The organism is Alteromonas sp. KUL17 (assembly GCF_006538305.1).
In the GTDB taxonomy this organism is placed as follows: domain Bacteria; phylum Pseudomonadota; class Gammaproteobacteria; order Enterobacterales; family Alteromonadaceae; genus Alteromonas; species Alteromonas macleodii.
In genome coordinates, this window is record NZ_BJKJ01000005.1 from 165,331 (window position 1) to 181,807 (window position 16,477).

Genomic DNA, 16,477 nt, shown 5'->3' on the forward strand with positions numbered 1-16,477 from the left:
TGTTTTTACTGCCTATTGAGATTACCGTATAGTGTAAGGTGTATTCATTATTTCGTTTTAAGTGTTGTTTCATGCCCGCGTCTTTTAGCAAAAACAGTCGCAAATACAGCCGCAGTATTCACTTGTGGCTGTCGCTGGTTATTTTTATTCCTGTGATCATTGTTATTGCGAGCGGTTTATTATTGCAGGTTAAAAAAGAATTCGACTGGATCCAACCACCAACACAAAAAGTGCAGAATACCCAAACCAACGGGCCTACGATTTCCTTCGACGACGTGCTACACGCTGTAAAACAAGTGCCTGAGGTTAGTTTAAACAGCTGGGACGATATAGACCGGTTAGACGTGCGCCCCACAAAAGGCATCATTAAAGTGCGAGGGAGGAACCATTGGGAAGTTCAACTGAATGCACAAAATGGTGATGTACTTCAGGTTGCGTACCGACGCACAGACACCATTGAAGCTATTCATGACGGTAGCTGGTTCTTTGAGGGCGCTAAGCTATGGCTGTTTTTGCCCGCTGCCCTATTGCTTTTTGTGCTGTGGGTAACGGGCCTTGTCATGCTGTACACCACCATGAAAAGTAAATATCGAAAGAACAAATTTCGTCAGCCCTTAAACAACTCATAACAGGTAATTAATGGCTAGCTGCACGCTGTCGCCTTGAGCAAATGCCGCTTTGTCATCAGCACTGGTGTAATACTGTTGATTGGTAACATTGCTCCAGCTAGCTTGAAGTTGAACCCGCTCGTTTAACTGCCAATCAGCGCCCATGTCCAGCGTGAATACCTCATCAAGAGCTCGTTCTCCGTCAGCAATATCCCTCTTACTTGCACGATAGGCAAATACCGTAAAAAACCGCACAGCTTGCCATTGAACGCCTAAATCAAGCCTCTGACTGTTTGCAGGTATATCTGCAATGCTATTACCCAAATCGTCTTCACCGCTAATCCACATTCCGCTAAGTCGAGCGTCTAATGCGTCATTGTGCGATTGCCAACTAAGTTGATAGCTCACCCCCTCTATCGTTGCACTGTCTAAATTAGAATATTGAAGCACATCTTCAGCAACCATAATGCGTTCAATATAGTTATCAATTTTCTGATTAAACACCTCTATCGAGCCTTGCAGTTGCTCACTGCTGTAAGCAACACTGGCTTGCATATTTAACGCTTGCTCTGTTTCAAGTTTGAGGCTGCCCAACACAGTACCGTGAGGCGTTTCGCCAGCAAAGAAACGTTCAGTTAAAGACGGATTTCGAAACGCGCTAGACACATACATACCAGCCGCCCAATGCTGAGAAAGCTGATAATTTGCGCCTAAATACCCGCTTAGATTAGTGTTAGTTTGAGCAGTGCTAGATTGGAATGTATTGGCATCTGAATCATCAGACTGGCGCTGCCAGTCAACCCGTGCGCCAAGGGCGAGCGACAAGCTTTGCCACTGTCGTGAGGCATCAGCAACCGCTGCGGTAGTAATCTCGCTTGCATCGAGAGTACGCACTTCATAGGCAAGCTCTGCTTCAAATGCATTTGTTATGAAACTGGGCGATGTGGTGTCAGGTAACGCGCTTTCCACTGGTGTTAATGTGAATTCTCTCTCATCTGCCACTACGCCGTCTCGACCAGTAACTTGCAGCTGCCAGTTCAAATCCCAGTCTTTCAGCTGCGTATCTGTGCTTATGTTAACCCCATAGTCAAACGCCTTGTTTTCGCTGTCGTTGATGCGGCTTTCTGGTCGCAACACCGAGGTGTCTAGGCTAGATTTATGCCACCAGACATTTCCAGTAAATAGGTGACTTTCAAACGCTATTTTGCCAAGCCAGTGCGTGTTGTCTGGGTAGGTGGTTATTCTACTTTCTGGGAAGTCACTGCTCGACTTACCAATGTCGTTATTATCAGAATAAAGCGTCCACGCCTCTTTTATGACGCTATCTACCGGCCTGTGTCTAACAAATAGCCCTGATTGTTCGAATTGATCAAACAGCGAGCCCCCATTCGCATCTTCTCCATTGTCGGCGCTTCGGTATGAAATGTTCCAGTCTGTTTCGCTCTCTTCAGTTAGGCTGTTGCTATTGTCTTCACGGCGTGTGCTGCCAGCATAGCTCAGCGCCTTCATTTGTTGATTACTGCTGTAGCCAACCTGTAGGTGAGGCTTTTGAATTTCCCCAAAATGCAAGTTCACCGCGCCACCTATCGCTCCCGAGCCTAGGTAAGTGGAAGCGGCGCCCGGTAACACAGATACTGTTGAAATAAAGTCAGGTGGAATAAAGCCTATGCTAGACCCTGCCCGCCTGTCGCTCACAATCGGTACGCCGTCTAGCAGGGTTTGAATTCGCCACCGCGAATACCCTCGGATACTGATGCTTTGTATTTGCCCGCCCTGCCCATTTAACGACACAGAAGGAGATCGAAGTAAGACATCATTGGTATGTAACGGCGCTACTAGGCCACTTTTATCAAACTCATATTGCGGAAAAATGCGCGAAAGCGTCTCGTCGTAATAGGGTCGTGCAGCCGTTACTGTGTAGCGCTCTACCTCGTTGAGCGGTGCACCTTGGGCAACGCTAAAAGATGATGTAAGCAGTAAAGGTAGTGCAGCAATAGATACCGATAAACCAGACGAGGATTTAGAAGACACTGAAAAACTTGAATCTAGCAAAAAAGAAAACAATGATGATCTCACTACGCGATACATACCTGTGAAAATAAGTGTGCACCGAAAAAGTTGGCAAAGAAAATGAAAAACGCGGCAGTAAAACTACCGCCGCGTACTAAGCAAAATGATGCTTAATTACCGCTATTTAGCGATTACAGGAAGACCCGTAGTCCAGGGTCCACCAGCATCAATCACCGCTTGTTGAAGTGATGGTACAGCACGCTGCTGCAATGTACCGATTCGCTTCACTACATCATCTAGACCATCGTTGGCGTAACCGAGCTGGTCTTTATGCTGCTGCGTTGGTCCGTAAGAAGACCCTAATGCAGAACGGGCATAGCCCAATCGGCTCAACACATTTGCAGGCTTAATACCCATCTTATCGCGAGATGAAAGGCCAAATAGAACTTTGTTTACCCCGTTAATTTCATCTTGAATAGCAGCGTATTGCGCTTCAAGACTGTTCACATCACTTGGCGTGCGATCAATCGCGGTACGCAAAAGGCCCATGGTTTCTTTTAATTGCTTCAGTACAGTCGTCGATGATAATGCACGTTTTTGCGCATCGTTCACCGCATTACCATATGCTTCAATTTCAGCATGCGTAGCACCTTTCAGCGCGCCGTCGTAGATAGATTCCAATACAAATGACGCTGGCTCAGAAAGCGCTGTTACCGTGGAGCCTTCTCGCTTAAATAACGTCGCGGTATAGCTGCCTGGTAGCGCCATGAGTCCATTGTTCTTGCTGTCTTTGTCGGTAAGCGGAATAGTGAGTGAATATTTCATATCCCAGGTAATACGGTGTAAGCCTTTCTTTGTGTTACCTTCTACACGCTTCACTAAGTCACCATCACTGTCGCGTACTTCGACATACACAGCGGGGTCAGTTTCTTGGTTTTCAGCTTCAACCGCTTCCCAGCTTGGATACTTAGGGTACTTTTTGTTTTCTATAAGTTTCTTTTCTGCTTCTTGGCGTTTTTCTTTTGCCGTTAGCAAACTGTCTTTCAAATAGTAGGTGAAAGTTGCACCGTGCTCGGGATTCTCGGCAACAAAGCGATCGTCACCATCAGAGTCTGTGTGATTATCATCTAACTGGAACCACTTAACCGGTCGACTTGGCGCAAACAAAATGGCGTCTTTTTGCATCGACTTCTCGGTTAATGAGCGCAGCGGCGCATAATCATCAAGTATGTAAATACCGCGACCAAACGTACCTGCGACTAGGTCATTCTCACGACGTTGAATTTTCACATCGCGGGTTGAGATGGTCGGCATACCGCCGTCTAACTCTACCCAGTCTTTACCACCATCTACCGAGAAAAACACACCGAATTCAGTACCAATAAACAATAAGTCCTTATTTACGTGGTCCTGTACAATACGCCACACTAAGTGTTTTTCAGGTAAATCATCAGCTAATGAAGTCCAGCTTTTCCCTAAGTTAGTCGACTTGATTAAATAAGGTTTGTAATCACCATATTTGTGATTATCAAGGGCAACATATACCGTATTGGGATCAAACAAGTCAGCGCGAATATCATTCACGTACGAATTGGCTGGAATCCCCTTAATGTCATCTAGCTCAATCTTTTTCCAAGATTTACCACCATTAGTGGTCACTTGAATAATACCGTCGTCGGTACCTGCCCACAGAATATTTTCATCTACCGGGCTCTCAGCAAAGTTGGCAATGGTATGAAACTCTGTCATGGCATACAGGTCCCAGCCGGCTTCTACTGACCACGTGCGCCCCATAAGTGGCGAATGCATGCGATTGCCGTTTTTAGTGAGATCGCCCGACACTGCCGTCCAGCTGTCACCGCGATCATCACTTCGCCAAACCCGCTGTGAGGCAAAGTAGATACGCGCAGGATCATGTGCAGATACATTAATCGGCGCATCCCAGTTAAACCGCTCTGCAGGGTCGCCTGGTAGTGGCTGAGGCTTAACATACACCCCTTCTCGGGTAGTCGTATCGACACGCACCAAATTTCCTTGCTGCCACTGCGAATACATAATGTCAGGGTTACCAGGCTCTACCGCTGGGCCGTGCCCATCACCGCCCAAGGTTAAGAACCAATCTTTGTTCTTTATCCCCTCTTCACGCATAGTGCGCGAAGGACCGCCTTGGGTGGAATTATCCTGTGCGCCAGCGTAGATCTTATAAAATGGTTTAGAGTCATCTGGCGCTACTTTATAGAACTGGGTTAATGGAAGGTTCGCCATAAAGCGCCAATTCGCCATTCTGTCGTGAGACATATAAATACCACCATCGGATCCCATCAATACGAAATCTGGGTCGGTAGGATGGAACGCCATGGCGTGGTCGTCTACGTGCTTGCGTTTAGTGTTGATGGGCGTCCACGTTTTGCCGCCGTCATCCGACACTTTGCTGTAGTTACTGGCAATATAAACACGGTCAAATTGATGTTGGTCAGCGAATATTTCCTGATAGTAGTGAGGACCTGTGCCACCGCCTACTTCATCTGACATTTTAGTCCAGCTAGCACCTTGGTCGGCTGAACGGTAGAAGCCACCACCGCGATTATCGGTTTCAATGGTGGCATAAATCACATCTGGGTTCATGGGTGATATAGCCATACCAATTTTACCCATATTGCCTTGTGGTAAACCTGTTTTAAGTTCAGTCCAGGTTTCGCCTCCGTCGCTGGAAGTATGGATACCTGCGCCTTCGTTCGTTCCCACATAGGCGCCAATTGAACGCTGACGCGCCCACGTTGCAGCATAAAGTTTGTCTGGGTTACGCGGGTCAATAAGTAGTGATGTTACCCCGGTCCATTCGTCAGCTGGCTTAAGCACTTGCTTCCACGTTTCACCGCCATCGGTCGTCTTATAAAGCCCACGCTCGCCGCCGCCACTCCACAATGGCCCTTGGGCAGATACCCATACAATATCTGGATTTGTAGGGTGAATAATAATGTCAGAAACGTGCTCTGACTTCTTCAGACCCATATTCTTCCAGGTTTGACCGCCATCTAGCGATTTATATACACCGTCGCCAAAGCTAATGTGACGGCCACCATTATTTTCGCCCGTTCCCACCCAAATAATATTTGAGTTGCTTGGCGCAATGGTCACGTCGCCAATGGAGTAAACTGGCTGGTCGTCGAAAATTGGCGTCCAGGTCGTACCCGCGTTGGTAGTTTTCCACACGCCACCCGAACCCACCGCGGTGTACCATGTTGAGGGATTGTTCTGATCGACTGCGATATCAGCGATACGCCCAGACATGTACGCAGGCCCAATGTTTCTCAGCTCCATGGCTTTGAATGTTGAACTGCTGAAGACTTCATTCTTGTCGTTTTTGTCTGCAAAGGCGGGGGTGCACGCAAGTGCAACTGATACAGCAACTGCCGCTTTAAGAAGCTTTTTCATTATTGTTATCCAGTGTGTTTGATAGGGCTCAAAACCCTTTTTTAATTTGTAGTACTATCACTCTATAGCATTACTAATAAATGCTTAAAGTTACAATGTAACATACGACCAACTGCCCATTACAAAAGTTGAAAATATTGTGCACCGACTTAACATTACTTAATATCTTGATGGTCATTAGTCAGTGCATTTTTCAAAAAGTAGTTTTGCCCTACCGACTCAATCTGTACATTTATTCAACAAGTCGTATATTATCCAATCTGGAACTTTGTTTTACTATTCAGGGCGTCAGCCTAAGAATATTAAATACTGATACTGATTCACAGGATTCAAATAGACACGAAAAAGCTTAAAGGCTCGAAGGGAATACATAAAAATAATATGCGGATTGGACATCTAACAATTTTACTCGTCGTTGCCAGCGTTCTACTTAGTGCCTGCACACCTTCACAACCTACAAACAAAATTCTGATCAGTGGTCCTTTTGAACCAGTCAATAACGATCCGGCAAGTACCGGCTACATGTTTACACGAATGCAAATTCTGGAAACTCTCATAGACGTGGATAACCAAGGTCAGCTTCTCCCAGGACTTGCTAGCTCATGGTCAAATGATGAGGACTTTACTGTTTGGACATTTAATTTACGTCCTGATGTGTATTTTCATGACGGCACATTAATGACCGCCGACGCCGTCTACAAAAGCCTTTCGGTCGCGTTTGGTAAACCAACGCCATTTTCAAAAGATATGATCGCCAACATGGAGGTGGTATCAGAATATTCTATCAAGTTCACCTTGAACCAAAGTTACCGTCCTTTCCCTTCCCTGTTAAGTAATTATACAACTGCGATCGTGGCACCTGCTACCTTCGGCAAGTTCAATCGAATTAAAACCTTAATAGGTACAGGCCCCTATCAGATTACGCACTTTGAACCACCCCACAATATTACAACCACACGCTTCGACAATTATTGGGGCGAGCCCGCTGTTATTGAAAACGTTGAGTACGTAACGGGTCACCGCTCTGAAACGCGGGCGCTTATGGTACGAACGGGGCAAGCAGATATTGTGTACAACCTCGACCCTGCCGCGGTTAGCATGTTGCGCACTGACTCTAACGTAAACGTGTTTAGCGACAGGATCCCTCGCACCACTTTAGTTAAGTTAAATAGCGGCCATCCTATCCTCTCAGATGTAAAAGTAAGGCAGGCACTGAGTTTAGCGATTGACAGAAAAGGCATTGCATCTGGCGTAATGCGTATATCGAATATCTCTGCTGATCAGCTATTTGGCCCAAATATTCGAGACTGGCATATTCGTTCTACTACAGATAATGCTACCAATACTATTTCAATGAGTGACGCTGACAATAATCCAACAATTAAAAATAGCGTTGAAAACGGCGACTTATTATTAAATAGGAAAAAAGCGGCACAGCTGCTAACCGACGCGGGATGGTTAGTGGGTGAGGATGGCGTGCGCTACAAAGATGGCTCACCTTTAACGCTTGATATGATTACCTATGCCAATCGGCCAGAACTCATTACCATTGCCACGGCAATTCAAGATCAGTGGGCTAGCATTGGAGTGAAGCTCTCTGTCCATATGGAAAATGTAAGTGCCATTCCTTCAGGGCATGCTGATGGTACATTACAAACTGCACTTATGGCGCGTAACTTTGCTAACATCCCAGACCCTCTCGGTATAATGCTGGCTGACTTTTCTTCAAAAGAAGGCGGCGATTGGGGGCCAATGAACTGGCAAAATGAAAAAGTGTTTAGCGATTTAAAGACCTTGAGTCACACTACGGATGAACACGCTTACAAATCGTTGATATCATCAATTATGCAAGAAGTTCAGCAAGACGTTCCTCTTATCCCCGTTATGTACTATGTGCAGCAAACGGCGACTTCTAGCCGACTAAGAAACTTCAGCTTCGACCCTTACGAGCGTTCTTTTCGCGTATCTCAAATGAGAATAGCCCCATAATAATGAGAAAAATCCTACTTCAACGGCTGCTTCAAGCTGTACTGATGGCGTGGAGTGTAGGCACACTCACATTTATTATAACCCGTTCACTACCTGGAGATATGGCTTACAAAATAGCGGCTGGCCGCTACGGTGACGATGCGGTAAGCACAAGTGCCGCTAACGCCGTAGCAGAAGAACTTGGTCTGCACAGAAGCGCTTTCGAACAGTACGTCAGCTGGATGACTGATTTAGCCTCTCTGGATTTAGGCAATAGCTTGGTCACGGGTGCCCCCATTGTTGTTGAGCTACAAAATCAGCTTTCTTACACCCTTGTTCTCGCTGGACTCGCTATTCTGGTATCCGCATTAATTGCGTTTCCTCTGGGAATTTATAGCGGCATCAGAAGCGCTCGAAAAAGTGAAAATACTCCTAAGAGCCGTGCTTCTCTTTTTGATAAAACAGCATTAGTATTTTCCACGTTCGTGCGCTCTCAACCGGTCTTTTGCTTGGGGCTAATTCTCATCTTTATTTTTGCACTAGAGCTCAACTGGCTACCGGTTGCGGGCTCTTCAGGCTTTGTCTATACCATATTACCTGTAATGACCTTAGGGTTAAGCCTGGCGGCTATATCAAACCGCGTAATTCGCAATAGTACTGTTAATGCGGTTCAATCGGGTTACTTCCATTTCGCCAAGATAAAAGGGTTAAGCGCTCTAGAAGCGTTCAGGTGCCATGCGCTACCTAACATTGTAATACCTGCTCTAGCCTTCATGGGCATACAACTTATCGGGTTAATTGAAGGCGTAATTATGATTGAAAGCCTTTTTGCTTGGCCCGGCATAGGACACGGACTTTCCCATGCTGTCTTTGCCCGCGACATCACTATGTTACAAGGCACAGCGTTGCTGATGGGCATGTTATTCGTATTGGTCAACACACTAGTCGATTTAAGTCAGTATGCACTCGACCCAAGGGTGAGGGAAAATCGAGGACATAGCCAATGAAGACACCCGCCTTACCTGTTGAAAAAGTGATTGGCTTTTCACTATTGATGCTGCTCTTATTACTTGCGTTGGGCGAGCCTGTTCTATTGGGAACAAACGGTAATCAACAAAATTTAAAGCAAGTGCTCGAAGCCCCAAGTGCGCAACATTGGTTAGGTACAGATCAGTTCGGACGCGACATGTTAGCCAGAATCTCAGAGGGTCTGCGCATATCACTTTCTCTCGCTGCACTGTGTGTACTAAGTTCATCAATCATTGGCGTGCTAACGGGCGTAATTGCAGCGTGGTGTAGAGGCTGGGTAGATACGACGTTGAATTTCATTGCCAATACGATATTGGCGCTCCCCGGACTGGTACTTATTCTTCTTTTCGCGGCGCTAGTACCGGGCTCTTTCATTATGCTGTATTTAGCCATTTCCTTAGTACTGGCCGTCGAGTACTTCAGGCTGGTACGTGCTATCACTCTACCAGTAGTGACAGGCCCTGCACTGGAAAACTCTGCGCTATTGGGTTTTCCAAAACGCTATTTATTTAATAAGCATATATGGCCCGCCATTCGACAAGACGTGTTATCACTTACTGCTTTTGGTGCCTCCTCCTCAATTATCGCCATGGCATCGGTGGGCTTCGTTTATGTTGGTTTAAAACCACCCAGCCCTGAGCTTGGGCTGATGATAGTTGAGCTTTTTCCATACTATCACGAAGCACCTTGGCTGCTCGCACAACCTATTTCCACCCTATTCGTTCTCGTACTGGGCTTTCACTTACTTTCTGCGAAGAGTGACAAAACACCTCGTTTAAATAAGTTCATTTTTGACAGCAGCAGTAGACTATCAAAGAGTGATGCATTGGAGCGCAAACTGTGAGCCAATACATTGCTATTGAACACTTATCAATTTACGCGCAAGACACCATTATTGTAGAGGATCTATCCCTTAACCTTGAACAAGGCGAGACACTGACTATATTGGGTGAAACCGGGGCAGGTAAAAGTCTGCTAGCGCAAGCAATTATGGGCGACTTACCACCTGCACTGAAGGTTACGGGAAATGTTCTGGTAAACGGTGTAGATATGCTTCGTGCCAACCGACGTGAATGTGAAAAATTGTGGGGGCGAGACATTGTTATGCTGCCGCAAGAGCCATGGCATTCTCTAAGCCCAATGATGAAAATTCGCCAGCAAGTCGCCGAAGTTTTTCGGTTTACATTGGGTAACGGTGCTCGCGAAGCACAAAAGAGTGCGAAGACACAGCTAGACAACCTGGCTCTTAAAGACGACAGTGATAAGGTCCCTTCTCAACTTTCTGGTGGAATGGCACAGCGTGTTGCTTTTGCCTGTGCATCAGTGACTAATGCACCTTTATTTCTAGCCGACGAACCCACAAAAGGGCTAGATGCCGGACGCAAACATCACATTATTGAGCAACTAAAGCAAAAAGCTAACGACGGTACGCTACTTACCATTACGCACGATGTTTCAGTGGCAGAGGCACTGGGTGGTAAATGTATGGTGCTTAAAAACGGGAAACTGGTTGAAACAGGTGATACCCGCAAGATACTGTCCTCCCCGTCTTCAAACTATACCAAAACCCTTATTGCGTCGGCTCCGCAACACTGGACGGCTACCACAAAAAAACGCATAGGTTTGCACCGCTGGTATCGGTGAATGACCTCACAATTATGAGAGGTAACCGTACACTATTTACTGGCCTTAGTTTTTCTTTAGGGGAAGGCGAAATTGTCGGGCTTTGTGGTGATAGCGGCAGTGGAAAAACGTCTCTAGGTGATGCTCTACTTGGGCTTCTACCCTATCAAGGCAATATTGCGTTTCATACGCTTTTACACCGTTATCAAACCCTAAAGCTATATCAAGATCCCCCCAGTTCATTTGCCGATCACACTACGCTTAAATCATTGATTGATGACGTAATAAAGCTTCACAAGGTGTCTAAAAAGCGTGCCGATTTACTTTCATCTCAACTAGGCCTTAACCAGCGATTGTTTGAGCGCAGCGCCTCTGAGGTAAGTGGAGGTGAGCTTCAACGCATTGCATTGCTGCGCGCGCTGCTACTAAAGCCCAAGCTACTTATAGCTGACGAGCCAACATCTAGGCTCGACCCCATTACAAGTAAGGCAATTACTCACTTACTTGTCGATCAATGCAGAGAAGAAAATTGTACGGTGCTCTTTATCAGCCACGATAGAACACAGCTAGAAAAAGTCTGTGACCGCGTCATTGACCTTCAGAGTCTCACAACATCAAAAGCCGTTATATAACGGCTTTTGGAAGACAAGATTCAGGGCACTTTCGTGTGTTTATACGCAAACCGTAGCCGCGAATGAACTAAAAAGTCACGATTTCATCATCAATAAGATGACCAACAGCCTGACTCTGCTCAGCATCGACAAAGGCGCTATCAATCGCGCCAAAGCGCGCCGTAGTAACCTTTCTATAATTCGGGTGTGTATAAATATAAGTTTGCTCTGACTGAAGCGCCTCTATCACGCGCTCAGCTAGCACAGAGGCATCGATTCCCGACTCTACTGCTTTAGTGGCCGCTTGAGCTCCTGCTTTAAGCTTTTCTTTATCAATGCGTTTCTCAGCGGCTACTGCGTATTTTTGCTGCCTATTTCTATACGACTCGTGAATGCGGGTTTTCACGAATGCTGGACACAATACAGAAGTATGGATTCCAAAAGGTTTCAGTTCTGGTACCCAGCTTTCCGTCATAGAGACAACCGCAGCCTTTGATGCGCAATAGGCCGCCGCATATGGCATGCCCATCATTCCTGCCATCGACGCCACGTTTAGCAACCAACCTCCTTCGCCGTGCTCTTTAATAGCTGGCACGCATGCTTGTGCGCCATAGAGTACGCCCATAACGTTGACGTCCATTACCCAGCGCCAGGTCTCATGCTCCGAATCTTCGACTTTCCCCGGCGTACCGCCAACGCCAGCATTATTGATGACCATATGAACCTTGCCAAACTTCTCTTTGGCGTTAGCTACAATATCTTCCCACTGAGCGTAATCGGTAACATCAAGGGCGCAAGTCAATACATCGAAACCTTTCTCTCGTAAGTCGTTACCCGACTCGGTTAACGCAGCATTATCAATATCGCCCATGACGATATTCATACCCTGCCTTGCCAATGCCTCTGCCAGCGCTAACCCTATGCCGCCAGCGGCACCAGAAATAATAGCGGTCTTACCCGTAAATTCGTTAGACATCTTACTCTCCTGTTATTGTTCTTGCGCCGCGGGCCCTTTGGGAAAGCCATTTCAAAAAGGAATTAGAAATCGACTATCTCACTCAGCTAGCGCTTATTGACAACCTAGATTAGGGGTAACAGGATGGGGAAAATACTTTATTTGGCTAATTTGAATAGCTTCATGAAATTAATAAGTCAGGTTAAACGTACAGGCGGAGCAAATAAAAAAGGGCAGTGACTAACCCTACCCTTTGCTTGAATAAATTATCTCTTACCCGTGGTTAGTTCGTTTACTTCGCCGGCATAACATAAACCTCGCGAACGCAGGCTGACTCTTCTGCGCTTAGGGCAAACAATACCGATTTTGCGATATCCGCTGGCTGAAGCTTGTCTTCCTTAGGTTCATCGAAAAATGGCGTATTCACCATACCAGGGCAAATAGTGGTACAGCGGCCGCCCCACTCGCGCATTTCTTCGGCGAGGTTCTGACCGAAACCATAAGCAAACCACTTACTTGCCCCATATACAGAGCCTTTGAGAGCTATTCGACCGGCGACCGAAGACGTAATAATGAAGTGGCCTTGCGTATCGCGCAGGTACGGCAATCCGGCTTTTGCAGTATAAAGCAGTCCATTTACGTTTGCGCCCAGCATGCCATCCCAGTCATCTACGTCCCCCTTTTCAATGCCGGCGGCTTTCGCGCCGCGCCCCGCATTGGCGAAAATGCCGTCAATGCGACCGAAATGTTTGCTCACCTTTTTAAATGCCGTATCGACGTTTTTAAAGTCACTAACGTCCGCTTTTACAGCGAACGCAACATCATTGCCAAGCTCTTCAACCAAGGCACGCAGTTTGTCCTCACTTCTCGCTAAGAGGGCAACGTTAAAACCGTTATTTACCAGTTGCTTTGCCGTTTCTTCGCCAATGCCGCTGGAAGCCCCCGTTATCGCGATAACCTTTTTATCTGTAGCTGAGGTGGACATACACTTCCTCCTTTTTACTGGGCAACCAATTCACTAATTTTGCTTACGAAAGCTGGAATATCATCTGGGTTTCTACTAGTGACTAGTTTTGAGTGGGTCACCACTTCTTCATCAACCCAGGTCGCACCAGCATTTTTGAGATCTGTTTGGATACTAGGAAACGAAGTGAGTGTTGCACCTTTCGCTAACCCAGACTCCACCAGCAACCATGGACCATGACAGATAGCACCTATAGCTTTAATACTTGCCGCGCTGTTTGCACTTTTGATGAAGGCAACAGCATCTTCATTAGTACGCAGTATATCGGGATTGATTTGACCGCCGGGTAGCACAAGGGCATCGTAATCTTCAGGGTTTACAGACGTAACTTGTTTATCAACGTTAACTTCTTTTCCCCAGTTGTCTTCGTCCCATGCTTTGATCGTGGACTGATCATCAATAGATAGCACATCAACTTCAGCACCTTGCTCAATAAACTTGTCTCTTGGTTGAATCAACTCGCTTTGCTCAAAACCATTGGTTGCCAAAATAGCGATTTTTTTGCCTTTAAGGCTTTGGGTATTGCTCATAGTGTTCTCTCCTTCTGAAAGACGAAATGTAAAGCTAGTAAAAACAGGGGTCGCCACACGACAGGAATAACTGTCCGCCTACCACCATTAGCAAATCACATCAGGTGAACGCGTTAGTTTGTGCATGTCATAACCTTGCTCTTACTATTTAGCTAGGATGCTGTTGAAGGTGCAAATTACAAACCATCCAAACCAACAAACGTAAGTCATTGATTTAATTACAATAAATAAAAAACCAACATTTTCATCAACTTTGATAGCCACGCACATATTCAGATTTTGTGAACGATTTACAGAGCTTGTTTCTCGCTTCTTTTTTTAAGGTGATGTAAGCCGACAGCGAAATTTTCATGTATCAAGCTTTAAGAGTTTTATTGTTTAGGCAAGGCATGAGGACACATGAGCAAGGAACGTTTTAACCACGCTAAATCTGCATTTGAGCTTTCTTTGAAAAGTTGGTGGAGTATTACAAAGCGCATTTTCACTAGCCTGCAAAAAGACAATATTCCTCTTATCTCCGCTGGCGTTGCCTTTTACTGCTTGCTGGCTATCTTCCCCTTACTAGGAGCAACCATTGCCTTGTATGGGCTTGTTGTATCACCCGACGAACTACAAAGTCATATGGCATTGCTGGTAAATGTAGTACCGAATGACAGTCGTTACATCATTGAAGAGCAACTTAAAAATTTAACCGAGAAGTCGGATACTGCATTAGGCTGGAGTTTTTTATTTACTCTGCTCTTATCACTGTGGAGCAGCAGCAAAGGCGCTAACGCTCTGATAAAGGCATGCAACATTACCTATAGCGAGGCGGAAGGAAGAGGCTTTTTTAAAGGTATCCTGGCACGCATCACCTGTACCATATTTATGATCCTTACTGTAATTGTGTCCCTTGCCTGCATCACTATTTTACCCGAAGCAATAAGCTGGATGACGTCAAATGCCCTTAGTACCGAGCAAGCCATGTGGGTGACTTGGCCGGTGATGCTGGCCCTATTTAATATTGCGCTCTCTGCCTTATATCGTTATGCGCCTCACCGAAGAGAAGCCCAGTGGCGCTGGGTGACGCCGGGTTCAGTTTTTGCCACGTTATTATGGGTGGTAGCCTCATATGGCTTTTCGATATACCTCAATGAATTTGGAAGTTACAACAAAACCTACGGATCCGTTGGGGGAATTATTATCTTGCTCATGTGGTTGTATTTAACCGCGTATATCATTCTAATTGGTGCAGAGGTGAACTCGTCGATAGAGCTCCAAACTACTGCAGACAGTACGGTGGGTGAAGACAGACCCATGGGCGAAAGAAATGCATTTGTGGCAGATCATACACCGGATGATTTAAGGCACTAATGCTTAAACTATCTGAGGCGCATGCACTATCTAGCAGCGCCTTCCTCACCATCAATTTTTAGCATCTTTACGAGCATTTCTTTTCATTTTACCTATATCAGAATTTGCCTCATATTCGCGCCGCGAAATTATCTTCTCTTTCCTCTGATGTAAGGCATTACCTTGGACAACACCTTAATTCCGCCAGCCAAAGCGCGAATCTCTGTTCCCGTTATTGCGCTGGGTATGTACGCAGTTGCGTCTGGCTATTTGATGAGTCTGATCCCACTAATGCTCAGCCATTACAACCTAGACACGGCTATCGCCAGTTGGCTGGCTAGCAGCTTTTACGCTGGACTACTATTGGGTGCCCTTAGTATTGAACCGCTGGTCACCCGCGTTGGTTACAAGCACGGTTTTGCACTGTGTTTAGGCATCCTTGTACTTACTATCGCAGTAATGCCTTTGTTTGCTCACACCGCGGTTTGGCTTGTGGCTCGGTTAGTGGCTGGCGTTGCTGTAGCAGGTGTATTTGTTATCGTAGAGTCGTGGCTTTTACACGGCGACGAAGCCGATAGAGCCAAACGTTTAGGCCTATACATGGGCGCACTTTACGGGGGAAGTTCTTTAGGTCAGTTAGGTATTGGCGCTATTGGCGTAGGCGGCATGCTTCCTTTTGCTGCCATTTTCACCATGTTGATTTTAGCCATTGGCGTACTTTTGTTTGCAAAGAGCGAACAGCCTGAAGCTTCCCACAGTACGCCACTGTCGCTAAAGCAAATATCAAAACTAAATCATGCCGCAATTATTGGTTGCATAGTGTCAGGCTTAACCCTAGGTGCCATTTACGGCTTAATGCCTCTTGAACTATTAAACCGGGGCATTGCTCATGACGATTTGGGTAGCTTAATGGCCTTAATTATTTTAGGCGCTATGGCAGTTCAACCTTTAATTCCTGCGCTATCCAAGTACTTAGGCCGCACGTTACTCATGGCGCTATTTTGTTTACTAGGTGTCGCCGCCATAACATTAACCGCAGCGGTTAGCGGTATATACGCTTTGGGAACAGGTCTGTTTTTATTAGGTATGGCAATATTTGCCCTATACCCAGTGGCAATAAATCTGGCCTGCGACAAACTCGATGCTAGCTTCATTGTATGCGCCACACAGGTCATGCTTTTCAGCTACAGCGTGGGTTCAGTAGTAGGCCCACTCATTGCCGATAACTTTTTAGTAGGCCCTCAAGGATTGATGGGCTACTTATTTGCGTGCTTACTTGCTACCAGTATTTATATGTTGATAGCCAGTGTTAAAACGAAAGGTCGTGCTATGGCAGGCGAGTAACACACTCG

Annotated in this window: 13 protein-coding genes; 8 read left to right on the plus strand and 5 right to left on the minus strand. The window is 46.1% G+C overall.

All coding sequences use genetic code 11. From position 1 onward, the window contains the following. Nucleotides 1-71: 71 nt before the first annotated feature. On the plus strand, nucleotides 72-629 hold the full coding sequence (locus tag KUL49_RS06920) for a PepSY domain-containing protein (RefSeq protein WP_131136822.1): 558 nt from the start codon (nucleotides 72-74) through the stop codon (nucleotides 627-629). On the opposite strand, the gene KUL49_RS06925 is transcribed toward KUL49_RS06920, so the two are convergent. Further along, nucleotides 624-2,639: a TonB-dependent receptor gene (locus tag KUL49_RS06925; RefSeq protein WP_242633755.1), complete on the minus strand. Its 2,016-nt coding sequence runs from the start codon at nucleotides 2,637-2,639 to the stop codon at nucleotides 624-626. The two genes, KUL49_RS06920 and KUL49_RS06925, sit on opposite strands and share 6 nt — an antisense overlap. Before the next feature lie 159 nt (nucleotides 2,640-2,798). Then, on the minus strand, nucleotides 2,799-6,053 hold the full coding sequence (locus tag KUL49_RS06930) for a glycosyl hydrolase (RefSeq protein WP_131136823.1): 3,255 nt from the start codon (nucleotides 6,051-6,053) through the stop codon (nucleotides 2,799-2,801). Between the two features lie 522 nt (nucleotides 6,054-6,575). Here KUL49_RS06930 and KUL49_RS06935 point away from each other — a divergent pair. Genes KUL49_RS06935 through KUL49_RS21115 form a run of 5 tightly spaced genes read left to right on the plus strand, consistent with a single transcriptional unit; the run spans nucleotide 6,576 to nucleotide 11,305 of the window. Further along, the gene (locus tag KUL49_RS06935) at nucleotides 6,576-8,042 is read left to right on the plus strand and encodes an ABC transporter substrate-binding protein (protein WP_242633756.1); all 1,467 of its coding nucleotides are present in this window, start codon (nucleotides 6,576-6,578) and stop codon (nucleotides 8,040-8,042) included. Nucleotides 8,043-8,044: 2 nt separating this feature from the next. Beyond that, on the plus strand, nucleotides 8,045-9,028 hold the full coding sequence (locus tag KUL49_RS06940; RefSeq protein ID WP_131136825.1) for an ABC transporter permease: 984 nt from the start codon (nucleotides 8,045-8,047) through the stop codon (nucleotides 9,026-9,028). Next, nucleotides 9,025-9,894, plus strand: coding sequence for an ABC transporter permease (locus KUL49_RS06945; protein WP_131136826.1), 870 nt, complete (start codon nucleotides 9,025-9,027; stop codon nucleotides 9,892-9,894). Before KUL49_RS06940 ends, KUL49_RS06945 begins: the two co-directional genes overlap by 4 nt. Then, nucleotides 9,891-10,694, plus strand: coding sequence for an ATP-binding cassette domain-containing protein (locus KUL49_RS21110; RefSeq protein ID WP_242633757.1), 804 nt, complete (start codon nucleotides 9,891-9,893; stop codon nucleotides 10,692-10,694). Before KUL49_RS06945 ends, KUL49_RS21110 begins: the two co-directional genes overlap by 4 nt. 14 nt (nucleotides 10,695-10,708) lie before the next feature. Then, nucleotides 10,709-11,305, plus strand: coding sequence for an ATP-binding cassette domain-containing protein (locus KUL49_RS21115; RefSeq protein ID WP_242633758.1), 597 nt, complete (start codon nucleotides 10,709-10,711; stop codon nucleotides 11,303-11,305). 67 nt (nucleotides 11,306-11,372) lie between these two features. Here KUL49_RS21115 and KUL49_RS06955 read toward each other — a convergent pair whose 3' ends face one another. From KUL49_RS06955 to KUL49_RS06965, 3 genes are all read right to left on the minus strand, one after another. Next, nucleotides 11,373-12,260 (minus strand): SDR family NAD(P)-dependent oxidoreductase, encoded by an 888-nt coding sequence (locus tag KUL49_RS06955; RefSeq protein ID WP_131136827.1) that lies wholly within the window; start codon nucleotides 12,258-12,260, stop codon nucleotides 11,373-11,375. 271 nt (nucleotides 12,261-12,531) lie between these two features. Beyond that, nucleotides 12,532-13,224: an SDR family oxidoreductase gene (locus KUL49_RS06960; RefSeq protein WP_131136828.1), complete on the minus strand. Its 693-nt coding sequence runs from the start codon at nucleotides 13,222-13,224 to the stop codon at nucleotides 12,532-12,534. A 14-nt stretch (nucleotides 13,225-13,238) separates the two neighbouring features. Further along, nucleotides 13,239-13,793: a type 1 glutamine amidotransferase domain-containing protein gene (locus tag KUL49_RS06965; RefSeq protein WP_131136829.1), complete on the minus strand. Its 555-nt coding sequence runs from the start codon at nucleotides 13,791-13,793 to the stop codon at nucleotides 13,239-13,241. Nucleotides 13,794-14,192: 399 nt separating this feature from the next. Between KUL49_RS06965 and KUL49_RS06970 the strand changes: the two genes are divergently transcribed. Both KUL49_RS06970 and KUL49_RS06975 read left to right on the plus strand, forming a co-directional pair. Then, nucleotides 14,193-15,146, plus strand: coding sequence for a YihY/virulence factor BrkB family protein (locus tag KUL49_RS06970; protein ID WP_014999173.1), 954 nt, complete (start codon nucleotides 14,193-14,195; stop codon nucleotides 15,144-15,146). A gap of 162 nt (nucleotides 15,147-15,308) precedes the next feature. Further along, entirely contained in the window at nucleotides 15,309-16,469 is a 1,161-nt protein-coding gene (locus KUL49_RS06975) for an MFS transporter (RefSeq protein ID WP_131136830.1), read from the plus strand. Nucleotides 16,470-16,477 lie beyond the last annotated feature (8 nt).